The sequence below is a fragment of the Empedobacter sp. UBA7494 genome, from assembly GCF_002478465.1.
Taxonomy (GTDB): domain Bacteria; phylum Bacteroidota; class Bacteroidia; order Flavobacteriales; family Weeksellaceae; genus Empedobacter; species Empedobacter falsenii_B.
In genome coordinates this window covers 12,478-36,900 of the sequence record NZ_DLOC01000091.1, presented here as the reverse complement: position 1 = coordinate 36,900, position 24,423 = coordinate 12,478, and the positions used below count along the sequence as shown (strand labels likewise).

The 24,423-nt window shown below is 32.1% G+C and carries 24 protein-coding genes and 1 pseudogene; 16 read left to right on the top strand and 9 right to left on the bottom strand.

Annotated elements, in window-relative coordinates:
- Positions 1 to 126: 126 nt before the first annotated feature.
- Positions 127 to 555: an NUDIX hydrolase gene (locus B4E95_RS10715; RefSeq protein ID WP_286496393.1), complete on the top strand. Its 429-nt coding sequence runs from the start codon at positions 127 to 129 to the stop codon at positions 553 to 555.
- On the opposite strand, the gene B4E95_RS10710 is transcribed toward B4E95_RS10715, so the two are convergent.
- From B4E95_RS10710 to greA, 4 genes are read right to left on the bottom strand one after another with little or no spacing between them, the layout of a single operon-like run.
- On the bottom strand, positions 552 to 935 hold the full coding sequence (locus B4E95_RS10710) for a hypothetical protein (RefSeq protein ID WP_291091465.1): 384 nt from the start codon (positions 933 to 935) through the stop codon (positions 552 to 554). The two genes, B4E95_RS10715 and B4E95_RS10710, sit on opposite strands and share 4 nt — an antisense overlap.
- The gene (locus B4E95_RS10705; RefSeq protein ID WP_219035368.1) at positions 936 to 1,505 is read right to left on the bottom strand and encodes a tetratricopeptide repeat protein; all 570 of its coding nucleotides are present in this window, start codon (positions 1,503 to 1,505) and stop codon (positions 936 to 938) included.
- A gap of 3 nt (positions 1,506 to 1,508) precedes the next feature.
- Positions 1,509 to 1,901, bottom strand: a complete 393-nt coding sequence (locus B4E95_RS10700; protein ID WP_291091464.1) for an HIT family protein — start codon at positions 1,899 to 1,901, stop codon at positions 1,509 to 1,511.
- Between the two features lie 21 nt (positions 1,902 to 1,922).
- Entirely contained in the window at positions 1,923 to 2,402 is a 480-nt protein-coding gene (gene greA, locus B4E95_RS10695; RefSeq protein WP_019976987.1) for a transcription elongation factor GreA, read from the bottom strand.
- Positions 2,403 to 2,532: 130 nt separating this feature from the next.
- On the opposite strand from greA, the gene B4E95_RS10690 reads away from it, so the two are divergent.
- From B4E95_RS10690 to B4E95_RS10660, 7 genes and pseudogenes are all read left to right on the top strand, one after another.
- Positions 2,533 to 2,982, top strand: a complete 450-nt coding sequence (locus B4E95_RS10690; RefSeq protein WP_221856625.1) for a hypothetical protein — start codon at positions 2,533 to 2,535, stop codon at positions 2,980 to 2,982.
- 206 nt (positions 2,983 to 3,188) lie between these two features.
- Entirely contained in the window at positions 3,189 to 4,481 is a 1,293-nt protein-coding gene (gene eno, locus B4E95_RS10685; protein ID WP_291091463.1) for a phosphopyruvate hydratase, read from the top strand.
- An 80-nt stretch (positions 4,482 to 4,561) separates the two neighbouring features.
- Positions 4,562 to 5,845, top strand: a complete 1,284-nt coding sequence (locus tag B4E95_RS10680) for a citrate synthase (RefSeq protein WP_125350643.1) — start codon at positions 4,562 to 4,564, stop codon at positions 5,843 to 5,845.
- 133 nt (positions 5,846 to 5,978) lie between these two features.
- On the top strand, positions 5,979 to 6,647 hold the full coding sequence (locus B4E95_RS10675; RefSeq protein WP_291091462.1) for a sterol desaturase family protein: 669 nt from the start codon (positions 5,979 to 5,981) through the stop codon (positions 6,645 to 6,647).
- A gap of 39 nt (positions 6,648 to 6,686) precedes the next feature.
- The gene (locus tag B4E95_RS10670; protein ID WP_291091461.1) at positions 6,687 to 7,595 is read left to right on the top strand and encodes a M28 family metallopeptidase; all 909 of its coding nucleotides are present in this window, start codon (positions 6,687 to 6,689) and stop codon (positions 7,593 to 7,595) included.
- A gap of 248 nt (positions 7,596 to 7,843) precedes the next feature.
- Positions 7,844 to 8,362, top strand: coding sequence for a DUF421 domain-containing protein (locus B4E95_RS10665; RefSeq protein WP_291091460.1), 519 nt, complete (start codon positions 7,844 to 7,846; stop codon positions 8,360 to 8,362).
- 6 nt (positions 8,363 to 8,368) lie between these two features.
- Positions 8,369 to 8,575, top strand: a pseudogene (locus tag B4E95_RS10660) (DUF1572 family protein); the annotation flags it as partial.
- 188 nt (positions 8,576 to 8,763) lie between these two features.
- Here the strand turns inward: B4E95_RS10660 and aqpZ are convergent.
- Both aqpZ and gcvP read right to left on the bottom strand, forming a co-directional pair.
- The gene (gene aqpZ, locus B4E95_RS10655; protein WP_291091459.1) at positions 8,764 to 9,474 is read right to left on the bottom strand and encodes an aquaporin Z; all 711 of its coding nucleotides are present in this window, start codon (positions 9,472 to 9,474) and stop codon (positions 8,764 to 8,766) included.
- 149 nt (positions 9,475 to 9,623) lie between these two features.
- A complete protein-coding gene (gene gcvP / locus B4E95_RS10650) occupies positions 9,624 to 12,479 on the bottom strand; it encodes an aminomethyl-transferring glycine dehydrogenase (RefSeq protein WP_286495377.1) in 2,856 nt (951 codons plus the stop codon).
- Between the two features lie 230 nt (positions 12,480 to 12,709).
- Here gcvP and hisE point away from each other — a divergent pair, with 230 nt between their 5' ends.
- From hisE to B4E95_RS10635, 3 genes are all read left to right on the top strand, one after another.
- A complete protein-coding gene (gene hisE / locus B4E95_RS10645; protein WP_125350653.1) occupies positions 12,710 to 13,054 on the top strand; it encodes a phosphoribosyl-ATP diphosphatase in 345 nt (114 codons plus the stop codon).
- Between the two features lie 18 nt (positions 13,055 to 13,072).
- A complete protein-coding gene (locus tag B4E95_RS10640; protein WP_286495379.1) occupies positions 13,073 to 13,849 on the top strand; it encodes a M48 family metalloprotease in 777 nt (258 codons plus the stop codon).
- A gap of 281 nt (positions 13,850 to 14,130) precedes the next feature.
- On the top strand, positions 14,131 to 14,346 hold the full coding sequence (locus B4E95_RS10635; protein ID WP_260509645.1) for a GNAT family N-acetyltransferase: 216 nt from the start codon (positions 14,131 to 14,133) through the stop codon (positions 14,344 to 14,346).
- A gap of 11 nt (positions 14,347 to 14,357) precedes the next feature.
- Here the strand turns inward: B4E95_RS10635 and B4E95_RS10630 are convergent, their stop codons facing one another.
- Positions 14,358 to 14,759 carry a thiol-disulfide oxidoreductase DCC family protein gene (locus tag B4E95_RS10630; RefSeq protein ID WP_291071433.1) on the bottom strand — a complete coding sequence of 134 codons (402 nt, stop codon included), beginning with the start codon at positions 14,757 to 14,759 and terminating at the stop codon, positions 14,358 to 14,360.
- Between the two features lie 72 nt (positions 14,760 to 14,831).
- Here B4E95_RS10630 and B4E95_RS10625 point away from each other — a divergent pair, with 72 nt between their 5' ends.
- Both B4E95_RS10625 and B4E95_RS10620 read left to right on the top strand, forming a co-directional pair.
- Positions 14,832 to 16,220: an HTTM domain-containing protein gene (locus B4E95_RS10625; RefSeq protein WP_291071431.1), complete on the top strand. Its 1,389-nt coding sequence runs from the start codon at positions 14,832 to 14,834 to the stop codon at positions 16,218 to 16,220.
- A gap of 42 nt (positions 16,221 to 16,262) precedes the next feature.
- Positions 16,263 to 16,766, top strand: a complete 504-nt coding sequence (locus tag B4E95_RS10620; RefSeq protein WP_291059334.1) for a DUF2314 domain-containing protein — start codon at positions 16,263 to 16,265, stop codon at positions 16,764 to 16,766.
- 75 nt (positions 16,767 to 16,841) lie between these two features.
- Here the strand turns inward: B4E95_RS10620 and B4E95_RS10615 are convergent, their stop codons facing one another.
- Entirely contained in the window at positions 16,842 to 18,974 is a 2,133-nt protein-coding gene (locus tag B4E95_RS10615) for a Tex family protein (protein WP_291091458.1), read from the bottom strand.
- A 362-nt stretch (positions 18,975 to 19,336) separates the two neighbouring features.
- Between B4E95_RS10615 and B4E95_RS10610 the strand changes: the two genes are divergently transcribed.
- Both B4E95_RS10610 and B4E95_RS10605 read left to right on the top strand, forming a co-directional pair.
- Positions 19,337 to 19,759 carry an acyl-CoA thioesterase gene (locus B4E95_RS10610; RefSeq protein WP_291091457.1) on the top strand — a complete coding sequence of 141 codons (423 nt, stop codon included), beginning with the start codon at positions 19,337 to 19,339 and terminating at the stop codon, positions 19,757 to 19,759.
- Between the two features lie 54 nt (positions 19,760 to 19,813).
- Positions 19,814 to 21,019, top strand: coding sequence for an RsmB/NOP family class I SAM-dependent RNA methyltransferase (locus tag B4E95_RS10605; protein WP_038333863.1), 1,206 nt, complete (start codon positions 19,814 to 19,816; stop codon positions 21,017 to 21,019).
- Between the two features lie 63 nt (positions 21,020 to 21,082).
- On the opposite strand, the gene B4E95_RS10600 is transcribed toward B4E95_RS10605, so the two are convergent.
- Positions 21,083 to 23,236, bottom strand: a complete 2,154-nt coding sequence (locus B4E95_RS10600) for an OmpA family protein (protein ID WP_291091456.1) — start codon at positions 23,234 to 23,236, stop codon at positions 21,083 to 21,085.
- Between the two features lie 289 nt (positions 23,237 to 23,525).
- Here B4E95_RS10600 and B4E95_RS10595 point away from each other — a divergent pair, with 289 nt between their 5' ends.
- Positions 23,526 to 24,392, top strand: coding sequence for a cupin-like domain-containing protein (locus B4E95_RS10595; protein ID WP_291077423.1), 867 nt, complete (start codon positions 23,526 to 23,528; stop codon positions 24,390 to 24,392).
- Positions 24,393 to 24,423: the final 31 nt, after the last annotated feature.

Genomic DNA, 24,423 nt, shown 5'->3' with positions numbered 1-24,423 from the left:
CCTGTAATCACTTCCAATTTTCTTCAACAAAAGATTGCAACGGATAGCCCGACCGAAGGGAACGCTATAATAATACGCATTTGAATGAAGAATTTTTATATATTTAGGTTTTAAAGTAAACAGGATATGAAACCATTTAATGTGCGTGTATATGCGTTATTGGAACACAAGGGAAAGGTATTGGTGATTCACGAGCCGTTTCAGGGAGAGTTAATTTATAAGTTTCCTGGCGGTGGATTGGAGTTTGGTGAAGGAACAAAAGATTGTATAAGGAGAGAGATAAAAGAGGAATTGAATTTGAAAGTAGAAGTTCATGAACATTTTTATACACAAGATTTTTTTGTGCTGAATGCTTTTGATCCGACAGAACAGGTTTTATTGATTTATTATAAAGCGACAATTACAGAGAAAGCATTGGATAAATTGAAAGTTTTGGATGCAGATATCAACGAATTGTTATGGTTATCCAAAGAAGAGTTAAATGCGGAGAAATTTACGTTAGATGCAGATAAAGTGGTCGTTGATTTGTATAAAAAAGAAAACTTCGAATCTTAAGACTCGAAGTTTATTATTTTTTGATCATCAAAATACTGTATAACGGCGTATTTCATCAACAAGGTTTGCTCATTTGTTTTAAGCGGTGGTAAATTTTCCAGTAACTCAAAATGTGGCCAACCATCTGGATCTAATCCATCGAAACGATAAAAGCCAAAAGGTTCTAACACGCGACAAACTGCAATGTGTAATAGATTGAGTTTATCATCTTTTTTGAATCGTTTTTTTTCTTGTCCTAATTCTTGAACACCGATTAAAAAAAGAATCGTATCTAAATCTGGTCTTTCACCGTCTGTGAAATTTTGTTGAAAAAATTCTTCAATCAGTTTCCACTTGTTGGTGTTTGATGATGATTCTTCGGTAAATTTTGATATATCCATTTAGAATTTACGTCCTTTGTGACGCATATGTGGGTTTTGTAATTGCGAATTACTTACGTTGAAACGTTTCATTTGATCGTTCATCATTTTGATTTGATCTGTAAACATTCCTTTCGAATCGTTTTTCTTCGCTTCTTTAATATAACCTTCCGCTTCTTTCTTTTTACCTTTTGACATTGCAGCTCCAGCCAAAGATAAGTTAGCCATTGCTCTGTCATGATCAAAAGATAAACCATAGTTTAAGGCTTCTTTCATATATTTTTCTGAAACCCCTACATTGTCCTGCGCTTCAGTAATTCCCATCATGTAGTGGTAATATCCCATTTGTTTAGGAATTAATTCTGATGATGGATTTTTGATCTTTTGTAACCATTTTTTCGCTTTTGCCATATCCTCTTTACGTAAAAACCAGAAAGCTAACAAGATGTTTTCGTTTCTGAAATAGAATAAAATTGGAAATACAGTGACTAATAACGAAACAAATCCCCAACCGTATTCGCGAATGGTAAACAAAAAGATTGCTAAAACGATTAATACAGCGGCGATTACTAATTTAATGTATTTGTTCATCGATTATAAATATGATTTGATATTATCTGCAATTTCGATCATTTTCTCGGCAGATAATTGAAGTTTTGGATTTGAGAAATTGATATCTTGCATTGTATTTAGAGGAACCAAATGCACATGTACATGTGGTACCTCTAAACCAACAACAGCTACGCCAACGCGTAAACAAGGTATTGCTTTTTCTATAGCTTGTGCAATTTCGTAAGAAAAGTCCATTAAACCTAAATAGGTTTCTTTGTCTAAATCGAAGATTTTATCGACTTCTTTTTTCGGGATAACCAATACATGACCTTCTACCAAAGGAAAAGCGTCCAAAATAGCGATGTAATTATCGTTTTCGGCAATTTTGTATGATGGTATTTCTCCGTTTATAATTTTAGTGAAAATGCTTGCCATATGTTTTTAATTTTTGAAATCTTAGTCCAAAGATATTTCTAAAATTTCAAAATTTAAAGTCATTCCGTTAGGTAATGTAATTTCTGCAACTTCTCCAAGTGATTTTCCTAACAATCCTTTTGCGATTGGAGTATTCACAGAGATACGCATTTTAGCTAAATCAGCTTCAGATTCAGGTACCAAAGTGTACACTAATTCTTGTCCGTTCGCTGTATTTTTTATTTTAACTTTTGATAATATTGATACTTTAGAATGGTCTAATTTAGATTCATCAATTACGCGTGCATATGCTACAACTTCTTTCAATTTAGCAATTTGCATCTCTAACATTCCTTGAGCCTCTTTTGCAGCATCATATTCTGCATTTTCAGATAAATCTCCTTTATCACGCGCATCAGCAATTTGTTGCGAAATTTTTGGACGCTCAAAAGTTTCTAACTGATGAAGCTCTTCACGCAACTTTTCTAATCCCTCTTTCGTTACATATTGTATATTTGCCATAACAACAATGTTTAATTTTTTATTAAATAGATCTTATAAAATAAATAATCCTACACATATGTAATACTATGCGCAGGACTATTTAGTTATTGTACTACAAAGATAATAAAAAAAATACAGCAAATTAAAAATGAAACAATTTATTAAAACGATTCTAAATAAGGTTATTTTGGTTAGTGTTTTTGCTGGCTTATTTCAAGGCTGCAATTCAGATGATGGTACAGTAAGTTGTGTGCCAAATACAATTGTGAATGTATCAATCAATATCAATTTACCATTATATTCTAATCTTAATAATCCAGGAGGATGGGTATATGTTGAAGGAGCAACAGCAGGTTCTAGAGGTTTGATTGTGGTACGTACAGCTTCTAGTTTCAAAGCTTACGATCGCAATGCGCCGCATATTTGTCCTGGTGCAGAAACCACTCTGTATGTAAAGAATGACATCAGTATTGTGTGTGATGCAGATAATTCTGAATGGATTTTATTGACAGGACAACCTACAAAAGTAGCGAATAGAGCGCCAAGAACATACCAAGTGTATGTAAATGCAAATGGAACCCTTACAATAACAAATTAAATTTTTTATCTAAAGTTTTTTTAATTCACTCAAAAAATAATAATCTTTGCAGGCATCGAAATTATACTTCTTTATTATGCATGCATAAGTTTTTCGAATTGTTTTTGAATTAAATTATTTTTAAAAAAAGATAATTTCGTTGTAAAGATTACTCAAATCCATTATTTTTGGTAAATCAAAATTTTATCAATTAAAAAATATTAATAATGAGCATTATTTCGCATATCCATGCAAGACAAATTTTAGATTCTCGTGGTAACCCAACTGTAGAAGTAGACGTGTATACAGAATCAGGTGTTTTAGGTCGTGCAGCTGTTCCATCAGGAGCATCTACAGGAGAGTATGAAGCAGTAGAATTACGTGATGGTGGAGACTTGTACTTAGGTAAAGGAGTTTTGAAAGCTATCGAGAATGTAAATGAAGTGATTGCTCCAGAATTAATTGGTTTTTCTGTTTTTGAACAAAATTTAATCGATCAAGTAATGATTGATTTAGACGGAACTGAAAACAAAGCTAAATTGGGTGCTAATGCAATTTTGGGTGTTTCTTTGGCGGTTGCAAAAGCTGCAGCAGAAGAATTAGGTTTACCATTGTTTAGATATATCGGTGGAGTTAATGCAAACACATTACCAGTTCCAATGATGAATATCGTAAATGGAGGTTCTCACTCTGATGCGCCTATTGCGTTCCAAGAATTCATGATTATGCCAGTTCAGGCAACATCTTTTTCTGACGCTTTACGCAAAGGAACAGAAGTTTTTCATGCATTAAAGAAAATTTTACACGACCGTGGTTTATCTACAGCAGTAGGTGACGAAGGTGGATTTGCACCAACTTTTGATGGTACAGAAGATGCTTTAGATACAGTAATTTCTGCAATAGAAAAAGCAGGTTACAAAGCAGGTGAAGAAATTATGATTGCACTAGATTGTGCATCATCAGAATTCTATCACGATGGAAAATATGACTATACAAAATTCGAAGGAGAGAAAGGAGCTATCCGTACTTCTGCAGAGCAAGCAGCTTATTTAGCAGAATTGACAGAGAAATATCCAATTATTTCGATTGAAGATGGTATGGATGAAAACGATTGGGAAGGTTGGAAAATCTTAACAGATAAAATCGGTAAACGTGTTCAGATTGTTGGAGATGATTTACTGGTAACGAATGTAACTAAATTAGAAAAAGCAATTGATGCTGAAACAGCAAATTCTATCTTAGTAAAATTCAATCAAATTGGTACGTTAACAGAAACGATCAAAGCAGTACAAATGGCACAAAATGCACGTTATACAGCAGTTATGTCTCATCGTTCTGGAGAAACAGAAGATGCTACAATTGCAGATTTAGCTGTTGCTTTGAACACAGGACAAATCAAAACTGGTTCTGCTTCTCGCTCTGATCGTATGGCGAAATACAACCAACTATTACGTATTGAAGAGATTCTTGGAGAAACTGCAATTTTTCCAGGGCTTAAGGCTTTTAAAGTTAAGCGATAAAATAATTTGAGACTGATATTTATCAGTCTCAAATTAATAAAAAAAGTGTAAATTACGCAATAAATAATATAAACTATAAAATGTCAGATAAGGTAATATTAAATTACAACGGAAATGAGTTGGAGCTACCTGTTACAACTGGTACAATGGATGAAAAATCTATTGATATTTCCAAGTTAAGAAGTGCTACTGGATTAATCACAATGGATCCAGGTTACAAAAATACAGGGGCATGCGAATCTAAAATTACTTTTTTAGATGGTGAAGAAGGTAAGTTGATGTACCGTGGATATCCTATTGAACAATTAGCAGAGAAATCTTCTTTCGTAGAAGTAATGTATTTGTTAATCAAAGGAGAATTACCTACACAAGCTGAATTAGATAAATTTATCGCTGATATTAATGAGTATAACTATGTGTCAGAAGATTTAATCAAAATCTTAGATGCATTCCCAAGTTCTGCTCACCCAATGGGAGTATTAACATCTTTAACAGCTGCTTTATCAGCATTCAACCCAAAAGTTGTTGATGTTACTTCTCCAGATGATATGTACAAAGCGGCAGTTACTTTATTAGGTAAATTCCCAGTATTAGCGTCTTGGACACAAAGAAAAATTAAAGGATTACCAGTTAACTACTCTAACGACAAATTATCTTATGTAGAAAACTTTTATCAATTATTATTCAAAAAACCAGGTCAAGAATTAGACTTAGATCCAGTTATTATTGATGCAATTGACAAATTATTAATCTTACACGCGGATCATGAGCAAAACTGTTCTACATCAAGTGTACGTTTAGTAGGTTCTTCTCATGCAGGTTTATTTGCTTCTATCTCTGGAGGTATTTCTGCATTATGGGGACCATTACACGGAGGTGCTAACCAAGCAGTATTAGAAATGTTAGAAGCGATCAAAAATGATGGTGGAGATGTTGAAAAATACTTAGCTAAAGCAAAAGATAAAAACGATCCATTCCGTTTAATGGGATTTGGACACCGTGTTTATAAAAACTTTGACCCTCGTGCGAAAATCATCAAAGTAGCTGCGGATAACGTTTTAGAGAAATTAGGAATCAATGACCCTATTTTAGATATTGCGAAAAAATTAGAGCAAGCTGCTTTAGAAGACGAGTATTTCAAATCAAGAAACTTATATCCAAACGTAGATTTCTATTCAGGAATTATTTACAAAGCGTTAGATATCCCAACTGAAATGTTTACAGTTATGTTTGCTGTTGGACGTTTACCAGGATGGATTGCACAATGGATGGAAATGCGCGAAACAAATCAACCAATTGGTCGCCCTCGTCAATTATACACAGGAGCACCATTACGTGATTACGTTGAAATTGAAAACAGATAAGAATTTTCTTATTTATCATATAATCCGAAAATCAAACTTTGATTTTCGGATTTTTTTTAACAATTAATTTTTAGAGATTGTTTGTTTAAAATATGTTAAAACCTTATTTTTAAGTAAATTAAATTTTGTAACCATGAAATTTGAGAAAATACATAATAAAGGTCAAGCGCAAATCTTCGAAAACAAATACCTCGAAATGTTGACAAAAGGTCATCCCGCAGTTATTTGGGGAATGTACATTCCTCTACTTTCCTATTGTATTTATTATGGAATTTCTAGCTACGATTTATCTACAATAACAGTTATTTCAATTTTTTTTGGAGCGATGTTATTTTGGACCTTGTTCGAATATTTTGCGCATCGTTATCTTTTTCATTGGACAGCCGAACAACCAAGTCTAAAACGAATTGTTTACATTTTTCACGGAAATCATCATCATTATCCACGCGATAAACAACGTTTGTTTATGCCTCTAGTTCCAAGTATTCTTTTGGCGTCAATTATTTTTTTGATTCAATATTTAATTTTAGGGAAATACACCTTTGCTTTCTTTCCTGGTTTTATGATTGGTTATTTATTGTATGCGTCTATGCATTATTTGATTCATGCTGTTGCGCCGCCTTTCAAGTTTATGAAACCTCTTTGGCGCAATCATCATTTGCATCATTATAAAGACGAAGAATTAGGTTTTGGCGTTTCCAATACGTTTTGGGATCGTATTTTCGGAACAATGTTCGACCTAAAGAATGAAAAAGAAGACAAAGAAAAAGTAAAAGAATTGATGTTTGAGAAGAAAAGTTAATTTTTCGTATCTTCCGTCAAATTAATCACACATATAAAAATGAAAAAATATACTTTACTTGCAATTGGATTACTTGCTTTCAATCAAGCAAACGCGCAGTATTCTAAAGAAAATCAAAAGAAATATGTCGAAGAATTAGCCTCTGATGTTATGCAGGGTCGAAAATTTGGAACGCCCGAAAATCGATTGGCTGCTGAATTGATTGCTGAAAAATTCAAACAGAATAAATTAAAACCTTGTGTTGGTGATTCATATTTAATCGAATTTGAATATAAAGGCAAAACAGGACAAAATGTTTGCGGAATTAAAGAAGGTAAATCGTCTGATATTTACGCTGTAGGTGCGCATTTTGATCATGTTGGAACAGATGACAAAGGTGAGGATAAAATTTTTAATGGAGCAGATGATAATGCGAGTGGAACATCGGCTGTAATGGCGTTGTCTGATTATTTTAAGAATAAGAAAGTGAAGCAAACCATGATGTTTATAGCTTTTGATGCGGAAGAAATTGGATTAATTGGCTCTAAAATGTTGGTAGAAAACACAGATTTTCAGTCTTATTTACCAAATATGAAAGTGATGTTGAATTTAGAAATGATTGGAACTGTTTCTGCTTTCGGTGAAGGAAAAGTATATATGACGGGTAGCAATCGTTCGGATTTGATGAATTTGATGAATAATAATTCTACTAAAACATTCAAAGTTGAAAACGACCCTTATTTGCAGCAACAATTATTTTATCGTTCGGATAATGTAAATTTTGTGAATCATAAAGTAGTATCGCATGCGCTTTCTTCTGTAAACATGGAGAATCAACATCATTATCATCAAAAAAATGATGAAGTTTCGGTGATTAATTTCGAAAATCTGTCAGAGATTACACAAGGAATTGGACATTCTTTATATGAAATGATGAAGAAAAATATTCAACCAAAATATAACAACTAATGGATAAAGCAATTAATATTGTTAGTATTGCAGTTATTGTAATTTTATTGTTAGCGTTTTTATCAGAAAAATTTTTCCCAATAAGAGGTCTTGAATTGTTTTATGAGAAAAAGTTTTATCTCGCAATTATCTATTTAATTTTAAGAGTTTCCAGAATTTATATTCTTAGAAAATCAAAATAAATTTTTAAATCCGTTCCAATTTTAGAACGGATTTTTTAGTACCTTTTATTTACTTAAAATAAATGTATGGAAGGTTATTTAGAAATTGTTTTGCGCTGTATTTCGGTGTATTTTTTTATGTTAATTGCACTTAGAGTTTTTGGTAAACAGCAATTATCCCAATTAAATACGGCCGATGTAATCTTAATTTTATTAATTAGTAACGCTGTACAAAATGCAATGGTTGGTTCAGATTCGAGTTTGCAAGGTGGATTGATAGCAGCTTTTGTATTGTTTCTTTTAAATTTTATTGTCAAAAGAATAATGTTGAAAAATAAATTTTTAGGAAACTTAATTGAACAAAAATCTGAAATTTTAATCCATAATGGAAAAGCTGATTTTACAATGTTGAGCAAATTGAGAATTAATTCGGAAGAATTGAACGAAGCAATGCGCGAACATGGTGTAGAACATATTAAAGATGTGAAATTGGCGATGATGGAGATTGATGGAAATATCTCAATAGTGACAACGGATAAAAATCAATTTAAGGAAACGCATTATAAACGCAAGCATAATCACAAAAATTTGCAAGGAACTAATTAACAGAATATGGAAAATAATTTAGTAAACGGGATTATCAAACAATTCCAGTATTATAAACATTTGGGTGAAAAAACATTTTCGCAATTAACGGATGAAGAATTGTTTTGGCAATACAATGAAAACTCAAATAGCATTGCGATTATCGTGAATCATCTTTCAGGAAATATGTTGTCGCGTTGGACTGATTTTTTGACAACAGATGGTGAAAATAAAAATTGAATAAAACATTCAAATAAATCGTAATTAATATTAGAATAATCAGATTTAGTTATTAAAACATAATTGTTTTTTGTTTGAGAAAATCCTATTGATGATAGAATGATAAGTATAAAACCTAAAATATATTTTGATTTATTCATTTAAAATATTTAATAATAAAAGCTCCTTTTGGAGCTTTTAGTTTATGCTTGACTTTCGTCTTTTTGTAATAATAATTTATAAATTAATCCACCTACAATTGCGCCAGCGATTGGTGTAACCCAAAATAACCATAATTGTGTTAAAGGTTCGCCGCCTATAAAAATAGCTTGAGATGTAGAGCGAGCAGGATTTACAGATGTGTTAGTGATTGGAATAGAAATTAAGTGAATTAATGTTAAGGCTAATCCAATTGCAATTCCAGCAAATTTTCCGTTTGCAAATTTATCTGTAGCACCTAAAATAACAATTAAGAAGAAGGCTGTTAAGACATATTCAATTAGAAAAGCAGATAACATGCTATAACCATGTGGAGAAAAGGATCCATATCCATTGGAAACGAATGCACCAGCTTTGGTATTTTCAATTGCAAAATCTGAGTTTCCAGATGCGATTAAGTATAATACAACAGCTGCAGCAATTGCTCCGAGTACTTGTGAAATAATATAAGGAATAAGTTGTTTTCCATCAAATCGTCCTCTAGCAAATAAACCGAAAGAGACAGCAGGGTTGAAATGTCCTCCAGAAATATGACCAACTGCATAAGCCATTGTTAATACAGTAAGACCAAATGCTAATGCAACACCAGCGTAACCAATTCCTAATTCGGGAATACCAGCTGCAAAGATTGCACTACCACAACCTCCGAAAACTAACCAAAAAGTACCGAAAAACTCGGCAGCATAATTTTTCATAAATGTTTTAATATTAAAAGTTTAGTTAGAATGAATTTTAAAAAAAATTAAGAAATACAAACATTTTAAACATTTAAATTATTTCAATAAAAAAATCGCTCCGATTTCTCAGAGCGATTTGTATTTATAATATATTCTTTCTAGAATAATTAATCCATATAGGCTTCGATAGGAGCACATGTACAGATTAAGTTACGATCTCCGTAAGCATCATCAATACGAGAAACAGATGCAAAGAATTTACGCTCGCGAACCCATTCTGCTGGATATGCAGCTTTAGAACGAGAGTAAGGATATTCCCACTCGTCTGCTGTAATCAAGTGAATTGGGTGAGGCGCGTTGTGTAATACATTGTTGTCAACTGGATAATCTCCGTTTGCAACTTCGTCGATTTCTTGACGAATAGAAATTAATGCATCACAAAAACGATCTAATTCTGCTTTGTTTTCTGATTCTGTAGGCTCTACCATCAACGTTCCAGCAACTGGGAAAGATACTGTTGGTGCGTGGAATCCGTAATCAATCAAACGTTTTGCAATATCAGTAACTTCGATACCTGCTTTTTTGAATGGACGACAATCTAAGATAAATTCGTGTGCCACTACATTGTTTCCATTTGTATATAAAATGTCAAAATGTTTCTCTAAACGAGTTTTCATGTAATTAGCATTTAAAATTGCACCTTGTGTCGCTTTCAATAAACCTTCTGCTCCTAACATTAAAATGTAAGAGTAAGAAATTGGTAAAATGAACGCAGAACCATAAGGAGCTGCAGCAAATGTATTTGTCGCTTCTTTTCCTCCAGTTTCGATTAATGGAGAAGATCCTAAGAAAGGAGCTAAGTGTGCTTTAACACAAATTGGTCCTACACCAGGTCCTCCACCTCCGTGAGGAATAGCGAATGTTTTGTGTAAGTTTAAGTGACAAACGTCTGCACCAATATTTCCTGGAGAAGTTAATCCAACTTGTGCATTCATATTTGCACCGTCCATATAAACTTGACCTCCGTATGCGTGAATCATTTCAGTAACTTCTTCGATATTGCTATCAAAAGCGCCATAAGTTGATGGATAAGTAATCATCAATGCAGCTAAGTTATCTTTATGTTTTTCACATTTTTCTTTCAAGTCAACTAAATCTGTTTCACCAGATTCTAAGTTTTTCACAACAACAACTTGCATTCCAGCCATTGCAGCAGAAGCAGGGTTAGTTCCGTGAGCAGATTGTGGAATCAACACTACATTTCTGTGTCCTTCTCCTTTTGCCTCAAAGTAAGAACGAATAACCATTAAACCTGCATATTCTCCTTGTGCACCAGAATTTGGTTGTAAAGAAGTTGCATCAAAACCTGTAATTACAGCTAAATAATCTTCTAAGTTTTTGATTAATGTTTGGTAACCTTCTACTTGATCTTTTGGAGTGAAAGGGTGTACATTCCCCATTCTTTCCCAAGACATATGCAATAATTCTGTTGCAGCATTCAATTTCATTGTACAAGAACCTAATGCAATCATCGATTGGTTAAGCGCTAAATCTTTACGTTCTAAACGTTTGATGTAACGCATTAATTCTGTTTCTGTATGATATAAATTGAAGTTTTCGTGTGTTAAGAAATCAGAAGTTCTGATTAAATCTTGAGGTAAATAAGAATCATCTACTTCAAATTCGAAACCGTCTTCTGTGTTTTTAATTGTTGCAAAAACACTTAAAATTTCAAAAATATCTTCTTCAGAAGTCATTTCATCAATTGTGATTGAAATTTTTCCGTTTTCGAATCCATTTACATTAATTTCTTCTTCTGCAAAAATCTTCACAATTTCGTCAGAGTTTTCAACCTCAATTTGAATTGTATCGAAGAAATTTGTATTCACTAATTTAAATCCTAAATGCTCTAAACCTCCGTGTAAAACAGCTGCTTTAGTATGGATTTGATCAGCGATATATTGTAAACCATCTTTACCGTGATAAACCGCGTAGAAAGAAGCCATAACTGCTAACAATACTTGTGCAGTACAAATGTTAGAAGTTGCTTTTTCACGTTTGATATGTTGTTCACGCGTTTGTAAAGCCATACGCAATGCATAATTTCCTAAACGATCTTGAGAAACTCCAATAATACGTCCTGGAATTACACGCTTATATTCTTCTGTACAAGATAAGAAAGCTGCGTGTGGTCCACCGTATCCCATTGGAACACCAAAACGTTGAGAAGTACCAATTGCGATATCAGCTCCCCATTCACCTGGAGGTGTTAATAATGTTAAAGCTAATAAATCTGTTGCAACAGCAACTTTTACGTTAACCGCATTTGCTTTTTCTACAAATGATTTATAATTATTGATTTGTCCTCCTTTTCCGATGTATTGTACAATCGCTCCGAAGAATTCTTCTGTTAATTCAGTTGTTTCAAAGTTTCCAACAACTAATTCAATTCCTAAACCGTGTGCTTTCGTTTCTAAAACTGCTACAGATTGAGGGAATAAGTTGTCTGCTACAAAAAATTTGTTGACATTGTTTTTCTTTTGATCACGAGAACGAGATTCAAATAACATGTGCATTGCTTCACCACATGCAGTACCTTCGTCTAATAAAGAGGCATTTGCGATAGGTAAACCTGTTAAATCAGAAATAACAGTTTGGAAATTTAATAAAGCTTCTAAACGTCCTTGCGCAATTTCCGCTTGGTATGGTGTATAAGCTGTGTACCAACCAGCATTTTCTAATATATTACGTTGAATTGGTGCTGGTAAAATTGTACCATAATATCCATATCCAAGATAATTTTTTACTTTTTTATTTTTTGAAGCGATTTCAGCTAAATGATTAATAGCTTCAAATTCTGATAAAGCTTCTGGTAGATCCAAAGCATTTTTCAATCGAATGTTCTGAGGAACTGTTGCCTCAATTAAAGAATCAATAGAATCTTTCCCAATAACAGAAAGCATTTCAGCTGCTTGCTGCGCATTGTTTCCAATATGTCTAATGGAAAAATCGTTTGTGTTCATTGTGTTTGCGCTATGTTTATTTTCGCGTAAAAATACGTTTTTTTATCTTAAAATAAAAGTGAACAACAATCTTAAAAATTAATTGAATGAATTGATTAGAATTTTATTTTTTTAGAAATAAATGTGAATAAAAACTTTCTTTTTTTTCAAAAAATAGTAATATTGGCAATAGAATTGAGATAAATAATTCGGTAGAATTTCTTAAATTTATTCTACGTTTAAAAAAATCTATGAAAACAAACGATTTTATGGAACTTAATGAAAATACTTCTGAAGTCAAAAAAGAGAAAAAATTTCCATTCTTAAAGAAATTGGAAATAATGATGGAAGAGGCGAAATTAGAGGATGCGAAAAAATCTAAAATGAAACGTGTTCATAAAAAAGGTAATTCGCAAATCGCTAAAAAAATGGGGGAAGAAGCCGTAGAAATGGTGATTGCTTCGGAACAAGATAACGACGAAAACTTTTTGGAAGAATCGGCAGATGTTTTCTTTTATTACCTTATGGCTTTACATGCGCGTGGCTTTGAATTAAAAGATGTTTTGGAGATTTTAAAGAAAAGGCACAAAAAATAATTAACACCTTATATTGATATGCAAAAGGGCGGAACGTCGATGAAATTAATAATTGCCGCAGCAATTGTTATTTTTTCTGTTATAAAATATTTTTCTTCTTCGGAAGTCAATGAAATTACAGGCGAAAAGCAATATATTTCATTAACCAAAGATGACGAAATTGCGATGGGAATTAATTCGGCTCCGCAAATGGCTCAAGAGTTTGGTGGACTATCTCGCAATGCCCAATACCAAGAACTTGTAAAACGAGTAGGCGCGAAAGTGGTCAATACTAGTGATGCGCATAAAACGAATTATCCATTTCAGTTTTATGTGTTAGCAGATAATCGAACTGTAAATGCTTTTGCATTGCCTGGTGGCCCAATTTTTATTACCGAAGCTTTGTTGACGCGTTTGCAAAACGAAGATCAATTGGCTGGAGTTTTGGGACACGAAGTTGGTCACGTTATTGCGCGTCATAGTGCAGAACAAATGTCGAAACAAGAACTTTCGCAAGGAATTGCAGGAGCGGCAGGTGTTGCAGCTGGAGACGCAAATTCGGCTTATTATGCGCAAGTTGTGGCAAATATGGTGAACATGAAATATGGTCGTGATGATGAATTGGAGTCTGATGATTTGGGCGTTCGATTTATGATTCAAGCAGGATATAATCCAGAAGCATTGATTGGTGTAATGGATATTTTGGAAGAAGCTTCGGGAGGAAGCCAAGTTCCAGAGTTTCAGAGTACGCATCCATCACCATCTAATCGTCGCGAAAAAATAAAAGCTGCAATTGAGAAATACAGAAGTCAGTAGAAATATATATGGTTTTAACTTATAGAGAAGCATCATTATCTGATGTTGAAAATCTTCGTACTCTTGGGATAGATTCTTATCAACAATTCGAACATGTTTTAAACCCTTTGAATTGGAATAAGATGTACTCTTTTTTAAGTGCATAACAATCGTATAGAGATTTATTTTCCAAATCTACTTGTTTTGTTTGCGAATTCGATAATCAGATTATTGGTATGGCTTTTTTAGTTTCGAAAGGAAATCCTACCGAAATATTCGAAAAAGATTGGACTTAATTGAGAATGGTTGGAGTCCATCCTAATTTTTTAGGAAAAGGAATAGGTAGAGAATTAATAAAAATTTGTATTTTATTTGCAAAAGAATCAGATGAAAAAATTATCGCACTTCATACATCAGAATTTATGAATTCAGCTCGACATCTTTATGAAGATTTAGGTTTTGTAATGAACAAAGAACAAAACCAATTTTTGATAAAAAATACTGGCTTTATTTGTTAAAGCTTTAAAATTTAATCTAAAAACTTCGCCTTCAATTCTGGACTAGGTAACCAACAACTTTCTTGTTTTCCAAACCAACGATAACGATTTTTCGCAATAAAACTATAAACCACATCGCGCAAAGGCTTTGGAACAATCATAAAAATAGTCAACAACGAAGTTATTCCGTCCAAATATTTCGAAATTTTAAGTGCGGCAGATGATTTGGTATAAAATTTATCATCTTCAATAAAAACGATAGAATCAAATTTTGTCGCATCCAGATTATTTTCTTTCAAGAAATTTTGTCCAAAATCAGATTGTAATGAAGCAAACTGAAATTGATTTTTTTTGTCATGTTCTATCACAAACTGAACAGATTGATTGCATAAATTGCAAATTCCATCAAACAAAATAATTTTCCTCGTTTTCATACAATAAATATACGCTAAAAGTAGCTAAACTCTAAAGGTTATTTTTAAATTAGCCAAAATTAACAATCAATCATGTTTAGCGAATATTTATTCCGAAAAGTTGATAATTCTCCACTTGTAATTTTCCGAATAATCTTTGGTTTATTAATTGTTGCAGAATGTTGGGGAGCCATTTTTACAGGTTGGGTACAAACAAATTTTGTTGAACCGCACATTACATTTTCGTTCATCGGATTCGAGTGGACAAATGTCTTCTTGGGACAAAATATGATTTATTTGTACGTGCTCATGGGAATTTTAGGCTGGTTTATCGTGTTTGGATTTGCTTACCGATTTTCGATTATAGTATTTTCTATTTTATGGTCGTTGACGTATTTCATGCAAAAAACAAGCTACAACAACCATTATTATCTGTTTATGCTAGTTTCGTGGATGATGACAATAATTCCTGCGCATCATTTCTTTTCGATTGATAGTTTGATTTTCCCGAAAATAAAACGTCTAACTATGCGCAATTGGGTGCCAACTTTATTCATTATTCAGTTATTGATTGTATACACTTTTGCTGCTTTCGCGAAGATTTATCCAGATTGGTTTAACGGTGTTTTTTTACAAATGAAATTTCACGAATATGGCGATTTATTAACAACAAAATATAATTTGATTGGATTAGGAAAAGTTGTAAGTAGTTTAGAGTTTGCACAGGTTTTTGCTTGGGGCGGATTCTTTTTCGATTTATTGATTATTCCTGCAATGTTGATGAATAGAACGCGCGGGATTGCTTTCAAATGTGCTGTAGCCTTTCATATTTTCAATTCAGCAGTTTTCGGGATTGGGATATTTCCTTTCTTTGCTTTGGCAATGTTAATATTCTTTTATGATCCAGTAAAAATTCAGGAAGTTATTTTTCCTAAAAAATCATTTATGATGGATCGTTCAGATGATGATAATTTATTGACAACTCGTCGTGTCATGTTCTCTTATTTGATGTTTTTCTACGTAGTTTGGCAAATATTTTTACCTGTTCGCCATTACTTTATTCCCGGAAATGTTTTTTGGACAGAGGAAGGTCATCGCATGGCTTGGCGAATGATGTTGCGTAATAAAGCGGGTGAAGTTGTGGTATATGTTTCGAAACCAGATCCACAGAAAAAAGGTAAATTCTTGAAACGCGAGAAAGTAGATTTGACTAAATATCTAACCTTTAAACAAATGTCAAAAATGGCGGTTAGTCCAGATATGATGTGGCAATTTGCACGCTATGTAAAATATGATTATGCGAAAAATGGTGTGAATGATGTCAAAGTTTTTGTGGATGCAAAAGTTTCTGTCAATGGCAGCGATTATTATCAATTTACAAATGCAAATTACAATTTAGCTTACACAACTTGGAGTTATTTTGGACATCAAAAATGGATTCAGCCAACACCAAAAGAGTTGAATTTATCTTATTTTGAATAAATTTATGTAACTTTATAAGACAACAATCAAAGAAATACAATTATGAAATATACATTATTCGCAATAGCTTTTTCGGCTTTATTATTTTCTTGTGGTAATAAGGAAGATAATGGAGTAAGTGCTTACAAAGGTTTGGATAAGCAAAAGCAAGAACAAAAAGATTTGGATAGTATTGGAAAGGAAGCACAACAAACGTTTGATGATTTCAAATTGGCGTTATCGATGAAAGATACTACAACGACTAATTTTATTGTCAAACAAATGTATGATATTCCGAATGCGACACAAAAAGAACATATTTGGATTCGTGATGTATATTCGGATAACGATCAATTAAAAGGAATTGTAGACAACGTTCCGCAATACACAAAATTGGTGAAACACAATGATACAGTTGTGATTGATCCGACCAAATTATCGGATTGGATGTATTATAAAGGTGATAAAATGATTGGTGGATTTACAATAAAATATATGCGTAGTAAGATGACTGATGCGCAGAAAAAAGAGTTTGATAAACAATATAAAGTAAAATTTGAAGATTAGTTTCTGCTCAGAAAATAATAAAATCAAAAAGGCAATCTTTTGTTAGATTGCCTTTTTATTTTGAAATTATTTTCCTTAATCAATCAAAGACAATTGAATTTTACGTTTTTCTGTATCAATTCCAATTACGGTTACTTCAATTTGTTGACTTAAATGCACTTTTGAATTTACATCTGAAATAAATTCATTCGAAATTTTAGAAATATGAATTAAACCATTTTCTTTAATTCCTATATCTACAAAACAGCCAAAATTGGTAATATTATTAATAATTCCAGGAACTTTCATGCCCAATTGCAAATCTTCGAATTTCTTTAATCGTTGATCAAAACTAAAAACTTTGGCTGTAGAACGCGGATCTAAACCAGGTTTTTCGAGTTCCTTTTTAATATCTTCTAAAGTTGGTAAACCTACTTTTTCTGTAATATATTTGGTCAAATCAAGTTGATTAATCAATTCTTTATTCTGAATTAAATCTTTCAAATCAACTTTCAAATCTTTCGCCATTTTCTCTACAAGAGCATACGATTCTGGGTGAACAGCAGAATTATCTAACGGATTTTTTGCATTTGGAATTCGTAAAAAAGCAGAAGCTTGTAAGAATGCTTTTTCACCCAAACGAGGAACTTTTAGTAACTCTTTTCTCGAATTAAACGCACCATTTACGCTTCGATATTCTACAATATTTTCAGCCATTTTTTCACCAATTCCTGCAACATAATTTAGTAAATGTTTGCTTGCTGTGTTCAGATTTACACCAACTTTGTTTACACAGAAAGAAACAACATCATCCAACTCATTTTTCAATAAAGTTTGATCGACATCATGTTGATACTGACCAACTCCAATCGATTTTGGCTCTATTTTCACTAATTCTGCCAAAGGATCTTGTAAACGGCGGCCTATAGAAACAGCACCGCGAACGGTAACATCTTTATCCGGAAATTCGTCGCGCGCAATTTTAGAAGCCGAATAAACCGAAGCACCAGCTTCATTTACAACAAAAACTTTTAGTGGACGATCAAATGCAATATTCTGAACCAAATATTCTGTCTCGCGAGAAGCTGTTCCATTTCCTATTGAAATTGCATCTACATTATAAGCATTGACAAGCGATTTTAATTTTTTGATAGCTTGAGTTTTTTCATTTTGTGGCGCATGAGGATAGATATTTTCGTTGTGTAACAAATCGCCTTGCTCATCTAAAACAACCACTTTGCATCCCGATTTGTAACCAGGATCTATTGCCAAAATTCTTTTTTCTCCCAAAGGTGGTGCTAATAGCAGTTGATTTAGATTTTTGGAAAAAACATTGATTGACGTTTCATCTGCTTTTTCTTTTGCCTCTTTCAATACTTCATTTGAAATTGAAGGAGCTAAAAGTCGTTTGTAGGCATGTTTTATGGCTTCTTCAATAACCCAAGAAACTTCTGGTTGAATAGATTTTATCAACGTATATTCCAAAAATTTGAAGGCTTCTTTTTTATCAATTGATACATTTACTTTTAAAAAACCTTCGTTCTCACCTCTTAAAATAGCCAATAAACGATGTGAAGCAATTTTTTTTAAAGGCTCTTCGTATTCAAAATAATTTGAATATTTAGTTGAATCTTCATCGTCTATTTTAGATTTGACCAATTTACTTTCAATAAAAGCAGATTTTCTGAAAATATCTCGTAATCGATGACGTACATACTCATTTTCATTGATCCATTCCGCAATAATATCTTGAACCCCCGCAAAAGCTTCTTCGATACTTGTCACATCTTCATTCAGATATTTTTTTGCTAAATCATCCAAATCAGGAATATTATTTTGTTTCATGATGATTTTCGCCAAAGGCTCTAAACCTTTTTCTTTCGCAATTGTCGCACGTGTTTTTTTCTTCTTTTTATAAGGAAGATATAAATCCTCTAATTGGACCAAATCAAAACTTTTCTGAATACGTTGTTGTAATTCATTATTCAATTGATTTTGTTCTTCTAATGTTTTTAAAATAAATTCTTTTCGAGAAACAATTTCATTGTATTGATTTTGAAGTTTTTTTATAGAAGAAATTTGAACCTCATCAAGATTTCCTGTGACCTCTTTTCTATATCTTGCAATAAAGGGTATGGTGTTGTCTTCATTCAAACAATTTACTGTATTGTTGATTGATTTTTCTGGAATAGAATTAAGATGTTGATGAATGTATTGAATCAAATTCATATTAAAAGTTTGGCCTTGCAAATTACTATTTTTCACAAACATAAAAAATAGCATGTTTTATTTATATAGGTCGTATTTAATAGAGTGCTTTTTTTATATAATAATCTAATATTTAGAGTTTTTTATATCAGTCTTATTTCAAATAAAAAAATATAATTAAAATTTTCTAAAAAAATTTGGTTTTTATTAAATTATTTCTAAATTTGAAATCAGGTAGTAGAGAGTAAGATTGATTTTTTTTAATGTTAAATTTATACTTACAAGTTTAAGTTTTTTTAAAAATCAATTGGGTTTAAGCTGAGGAGCTTAAACCCGTTTTTTTTTATACAACTTTCTTATCTTTGAGCAAATATATCTACAAAATGGCTCGTATAAAATTAGATTTTTCAGACAAATTTTTATTTTCAACAATAATACCAGTACGCATAACTGATCTCAATTATGGAAATCATTTGGCAAACGATAAAGTATTGTCCATTATACATGAAGCGCGAATTCAGTTTTTTCAACATTATGGCTATTCGGAATTAGATTTTGGAGGTGTAAGTGTGATTATGGGTGATGTTGCGATTGAGTATAAAAATCAAGCTTTTTATGGTGATGAATTGTTGATTGAGATTGGTGTGCAAGATTTTTCGCGTGTTAGTTTTGATGTAATCTATAAAATTTCTACAAAAGATAAATTAATTGCAAAAGCGAAAACAGGAATTGTGACCTTCGATTATCAGCAAAATAAAGTGGTTGAGGTTCCTCAAAAGATAAAAGATCTTTTTGAAGTTGTATAATCTTATAAATTAATTACGCTAATCATTTAAGTCTTTGTAAATTTGCACCGAGTTATGAAGATTTTACCATATAAAAATTTATTTGTCGGAATTACCGACACATTGCAACAAATTTTCTTCGAAGGAAAATATGCAGATAAAGAAGTTGAGCGAACATTGAAATCTAATAAGCAATGGGGAGCGCGCGATCGTGCTTTTATTGCCGAAACGGTTTACGATTTAGTTCGTTGGAAACGTTTGGTTGAAGGGGCAATGAGCCGTCCGCTTTCTCCTGATACAATTTGGGAGTTTGTTGGAACTTGGTTTGCTTTAGATCCAGAGCAAACGTTACCAAAATGGGAAGAATTTCAAAAAATCTATCCAAAAGAAGTCTTGAAAAGACATCACAATTCGTCTAAAAATATTGCGGTTGCTGAATCGTATCCAGATTGGATGTTCGAGTTAGGAGAGAAGTCGTTGGGAAATCGTTGGTTAGATGAAGTGCATGCAATGAACTCGCAAGCACCAACAGTTTTACGTGTGAATTCCTTGAAAACAGACCGTAAAACATTACAAAAAGCGTTGAAGGAGCGTAGAATAAAAACGAAAGTTTTATCGAAATATCAAGATGCTTTAGAGCTAGAAGAGAAAACAAATATTTTTCGTACAGATGAATTTCAGAATGGTTGGTTCGAAGTTCAAGATGCAGGATCACAATTGATTGCGCCATATTTACGTGTTCAACCAGGAATGCGTGTGGTAGATGCTTGTGCTGGTGCAGGAGGAAAAACATTGCATTTAGCTGCTTTGATGGAAAACAAAGGGCAAATTATTGCAATGGATTTGTACGATTGGAAATTGAAAGAATTGAAACGTCGTGCAAAACGTAACAATGTGCAAAATGTACAAACAAAGGTGATTGAAGCAAAAACAATCAAGCGTATGGAAAATTCTGCTGACCGCTTGTTGATTGATGCGCCTTGTTCTGGAATGGGAGTTTTGAAACGTAATCCTGATGCAAAATGGAAATTAAGACCAGAATTTATTGACGAAATATTAGCAACACAAGAAAAAATATTAGCTGATTATTCTAAAATCATTAAAGTTGGTGGAATGATGGTTTATGCAACTTGTTCTATTTTACCACAAGAAAATGAACAACAAGTAGAAAAATTCTTGAAAAATAATCCAAATTATAAAATGGTTTCAGACAAAATGCATTATCCATCTCAAACTAATTATGATGGATTCTACATGGCTTTGATTGAAAGAATTTCTTAAGCTGTTAATTATTATAAGATACAAAAGACTAAGTGAAAGCTTGGTCTTTTTTTGTTACAATAATTATTTTATCCTAAATCTAACTCGTCTATTCTCAAAATTTTTCCAATCAATACAATTTGTGGCAGGATTACATTCTTTGTATTTCAAATCCGAAAAACCTTTGGCAGAAATTGAAAATCGATTTTTATTTAAGCCTTTTTCTATCAAATAATTCAACACAGCGTTTGCTCTTCGTTGTGATAAATCTATATTGTAAGATTCTGTTCCAACCGCATCTGTATGACCTTCGATAACAAAATGATGTGATGGATTTCGTTTCATAATTGCAACAACTTCATTCAATTTTGGATAATCAATAGCTCTGATTTCAGCTTTATCAAAATCAAATTCGACGGTTTCCATTAAATAATTTGAATAATCTTGAACATAATTTCCAATCTTTTTATCACTCAAATTGCTTTCTGGACAACCATTTCCAAAACGATTTCCCCTTATATATGGACATTTATCCTCAATATCCATCACGCCATCGCCATCTGTATCATAATCATTGTTGTAATTTTCTACATTTCCTTTCTGGATCAATAAATTATAAGGTGTTGAAATATTAAATTCAGTTCCAATTTTCTCAATTTCTTTTCGATATCGTCCATCTTTTTTGCACATTTCACCGCAACGTTCTTCATCTTTTAAGAGATAATCGATCTTTTGTTTTGCCCAATAAAACTTAATTGCTTCGGTAAATTCACTTGGATTTGGTTGTTTAATCTCAAAGTTTTGAGTGAAATTTTGGTTGGATTGATTACCAATAATTTCGATTTTTTTTGGATAACGACGATTGCAATCGCGCGAAACAAAATTGACCGAATTTTGAGCTAAATACGTATTGAAATTCTTCGGAAACGTTTCGTTGAGGTTGATTTGGGATGATTGAACTTTAAGGTGATAAATAGAAGAATTCAAAACAGCTTGCTGAAATTGAGCTGTTTTTTGATTCAATTCTTTTGGTTCATTGACTGTAATCGGAAGCGTTCCTGTTGCTAAACTTATGAAATTCATCGCATGATAATCCAATTCTTTTCCAATTCCTAATGTTATAAATTGAGTATCTTTTGCATAATTTCGGAGTGAATTATAAACCGTTTCATTCAAATTTATCGCTCCATCAGAAATAATTGCGATGATTCTTTTATAGTTTTTATCAAAAGGATTTTTCTGAATTTGCTCTATTGCTTCATCCAATAATTTTTCGCCAGTTCCATTCAAAGAATTAACTTTTTCTAAAGCTAAAGTGATGTTTTCTTTCGTTGGAAATTGAGAAGAATTAAAAATTAATTCATTTTTCGTAGAATAAACCAACATATTAAATTTATCTGTTTCGTTTAGATTTGGAAGAAGTTGATTCATCAATTTTTTGGTGGTTTCAATTGGTTGATTCATCATAGAACCAGAAGCATCCAAAACGAACAAAAATTCTCGCGGAGCATTGTATTTAGAAGGATTATTTGCAGGTTCAATTGTTCCTAAAATATAATCGCAACCATTTTCAGTAAACGTTTCAATTCCTGTTTGTAGTTCATTTTTTGTATAAGCATATTGAAGAGTTGGAATCTTTTTATCGAAATTTTTTGAAACATAATTTCGATCATTTTCCTTTGAAAATTTTAAATCAGAAACAATTTTTGAAATCGGAAAATTTCCCGAAAGATGAATAACTGAATTTATGTTTTTCGGGTAACCATTCAATTGATTGTTCCAACGATGAATTTGGGTAAAAGATTCTGTTCGTTTAACGATAAATTCTAAAAATGAAACTTGATAATTCAAACTATTTTCTTCAATAATTTTCGAAACTTTTAGCTGAATTTTTAGTGTAGCATGTGCAGGAATTTTTCCTAAATCTAATTGTAAAACTTGATTGTTTTGTTGATTTTTAAAAATAGTTGAAGCATCAATATTTTTTAACTCTTTTCGAATATCTACAATAGATTTGGATTGAATTTCGAAAACTTTATCATTTACAAAAGCTTTTAATTCGTACACATTTTGAGAAGCTTGATAAGGATAAATAAATTTAGCCAAAATATCTTCCGAAGAATTGTTCTGAAATGTAAAATTATGACTCAAATTACCCAATAAATGATGAAAATTATAGTCATTTTCGAGAGAAATTGCTTCTATTTTTTCAAAATCTTCTTCATTTTGAAGTTCCAAATACGGATAAATTTGCTGTGCACAACAAAATGTATTCAGCAGAATAAAAAAAAAGGAAAAAAATAGATTTTTTGTGTTCAACGAATCAATTTTAAAAATTCAATGTAAAGATAATGAAAGAATTGATGTGTTTTCTATCATCAGTTATTGTAAAGTTCAATGTATATTTAATAAATTATCAAATCAGAAATAATTATTAAATCATATTTAAAAAAGATTGGTTTAATAATTGCATCGTTCAGATTTAACAAAAAAGTTAAGTAAATTTGCACTTTATTTTACATAAAAGATGAATTTTAATTTCACAGAAGTTGAAAGAGTAGAAAGTATTTCTGCAAAAGATTTTCAGAAATATTACGTTAAACCTCAAAAACCAGTTGTAGTAGAGCGAATTACAGAGGATTGGCCTGCGTACGAAAAGTGGAATTTTGAGTATATAAAACAAGTTGCAGGCAACAAGGTTGTCCCTTTATACAATAATGATCCGGTTGATTATACGAAGAAAGTAAATGAACCAATAGCAAAGATGAAAATGTCTGAATATGTAGATTTGTTGCAAAGTGAGCCGACAGATTTGCGTATATTTTTGTACAATTTGATGAGTCAAGTTCCGCAATTGCAACAAGATTATAAAATGCCAGATTTGGGTTTGAATCTTTTCAAATCGATGCCAATGTTATTTTTTGGAGGTGAAGGATCGAATGTTTTTATGCATTATGATATCGATTTAGCGAACATTTTACATTTTCATTTTGCAGGAAAAAAACGTTGTATTATTGTTCCGCCAAAGGATTCGAAATACATGTACAAAATTCCGCATTCGGTAATTTGTCGAGAAGATATTGATTTTGATAATCCTGATTTTGATAAATGGCCAGCGCTGAAAAATATAAATCCGATGGTAGCAGACTTAAAACACGGAGAAATGCTTTATATGCCAGAAGGTTGGTGGCATTATATGAAATATTTGACGCCAGGTTTCTCGATGAGTTTGCGTTCGTTGGCACATAAACCAAAAAATTTGTCCGAAGCGATTTATAACATATTTTTGATGCGTACATACGATAATGTGATGCGAAAAATAAAAGGTAAAACTTGGATTGAAGAAAAAAATGAACGCGCAATTTCACAAACAAATAAATTAATTGCGAAATAAAAATACAGTTTTTAGAAAATTTTTCTAAATG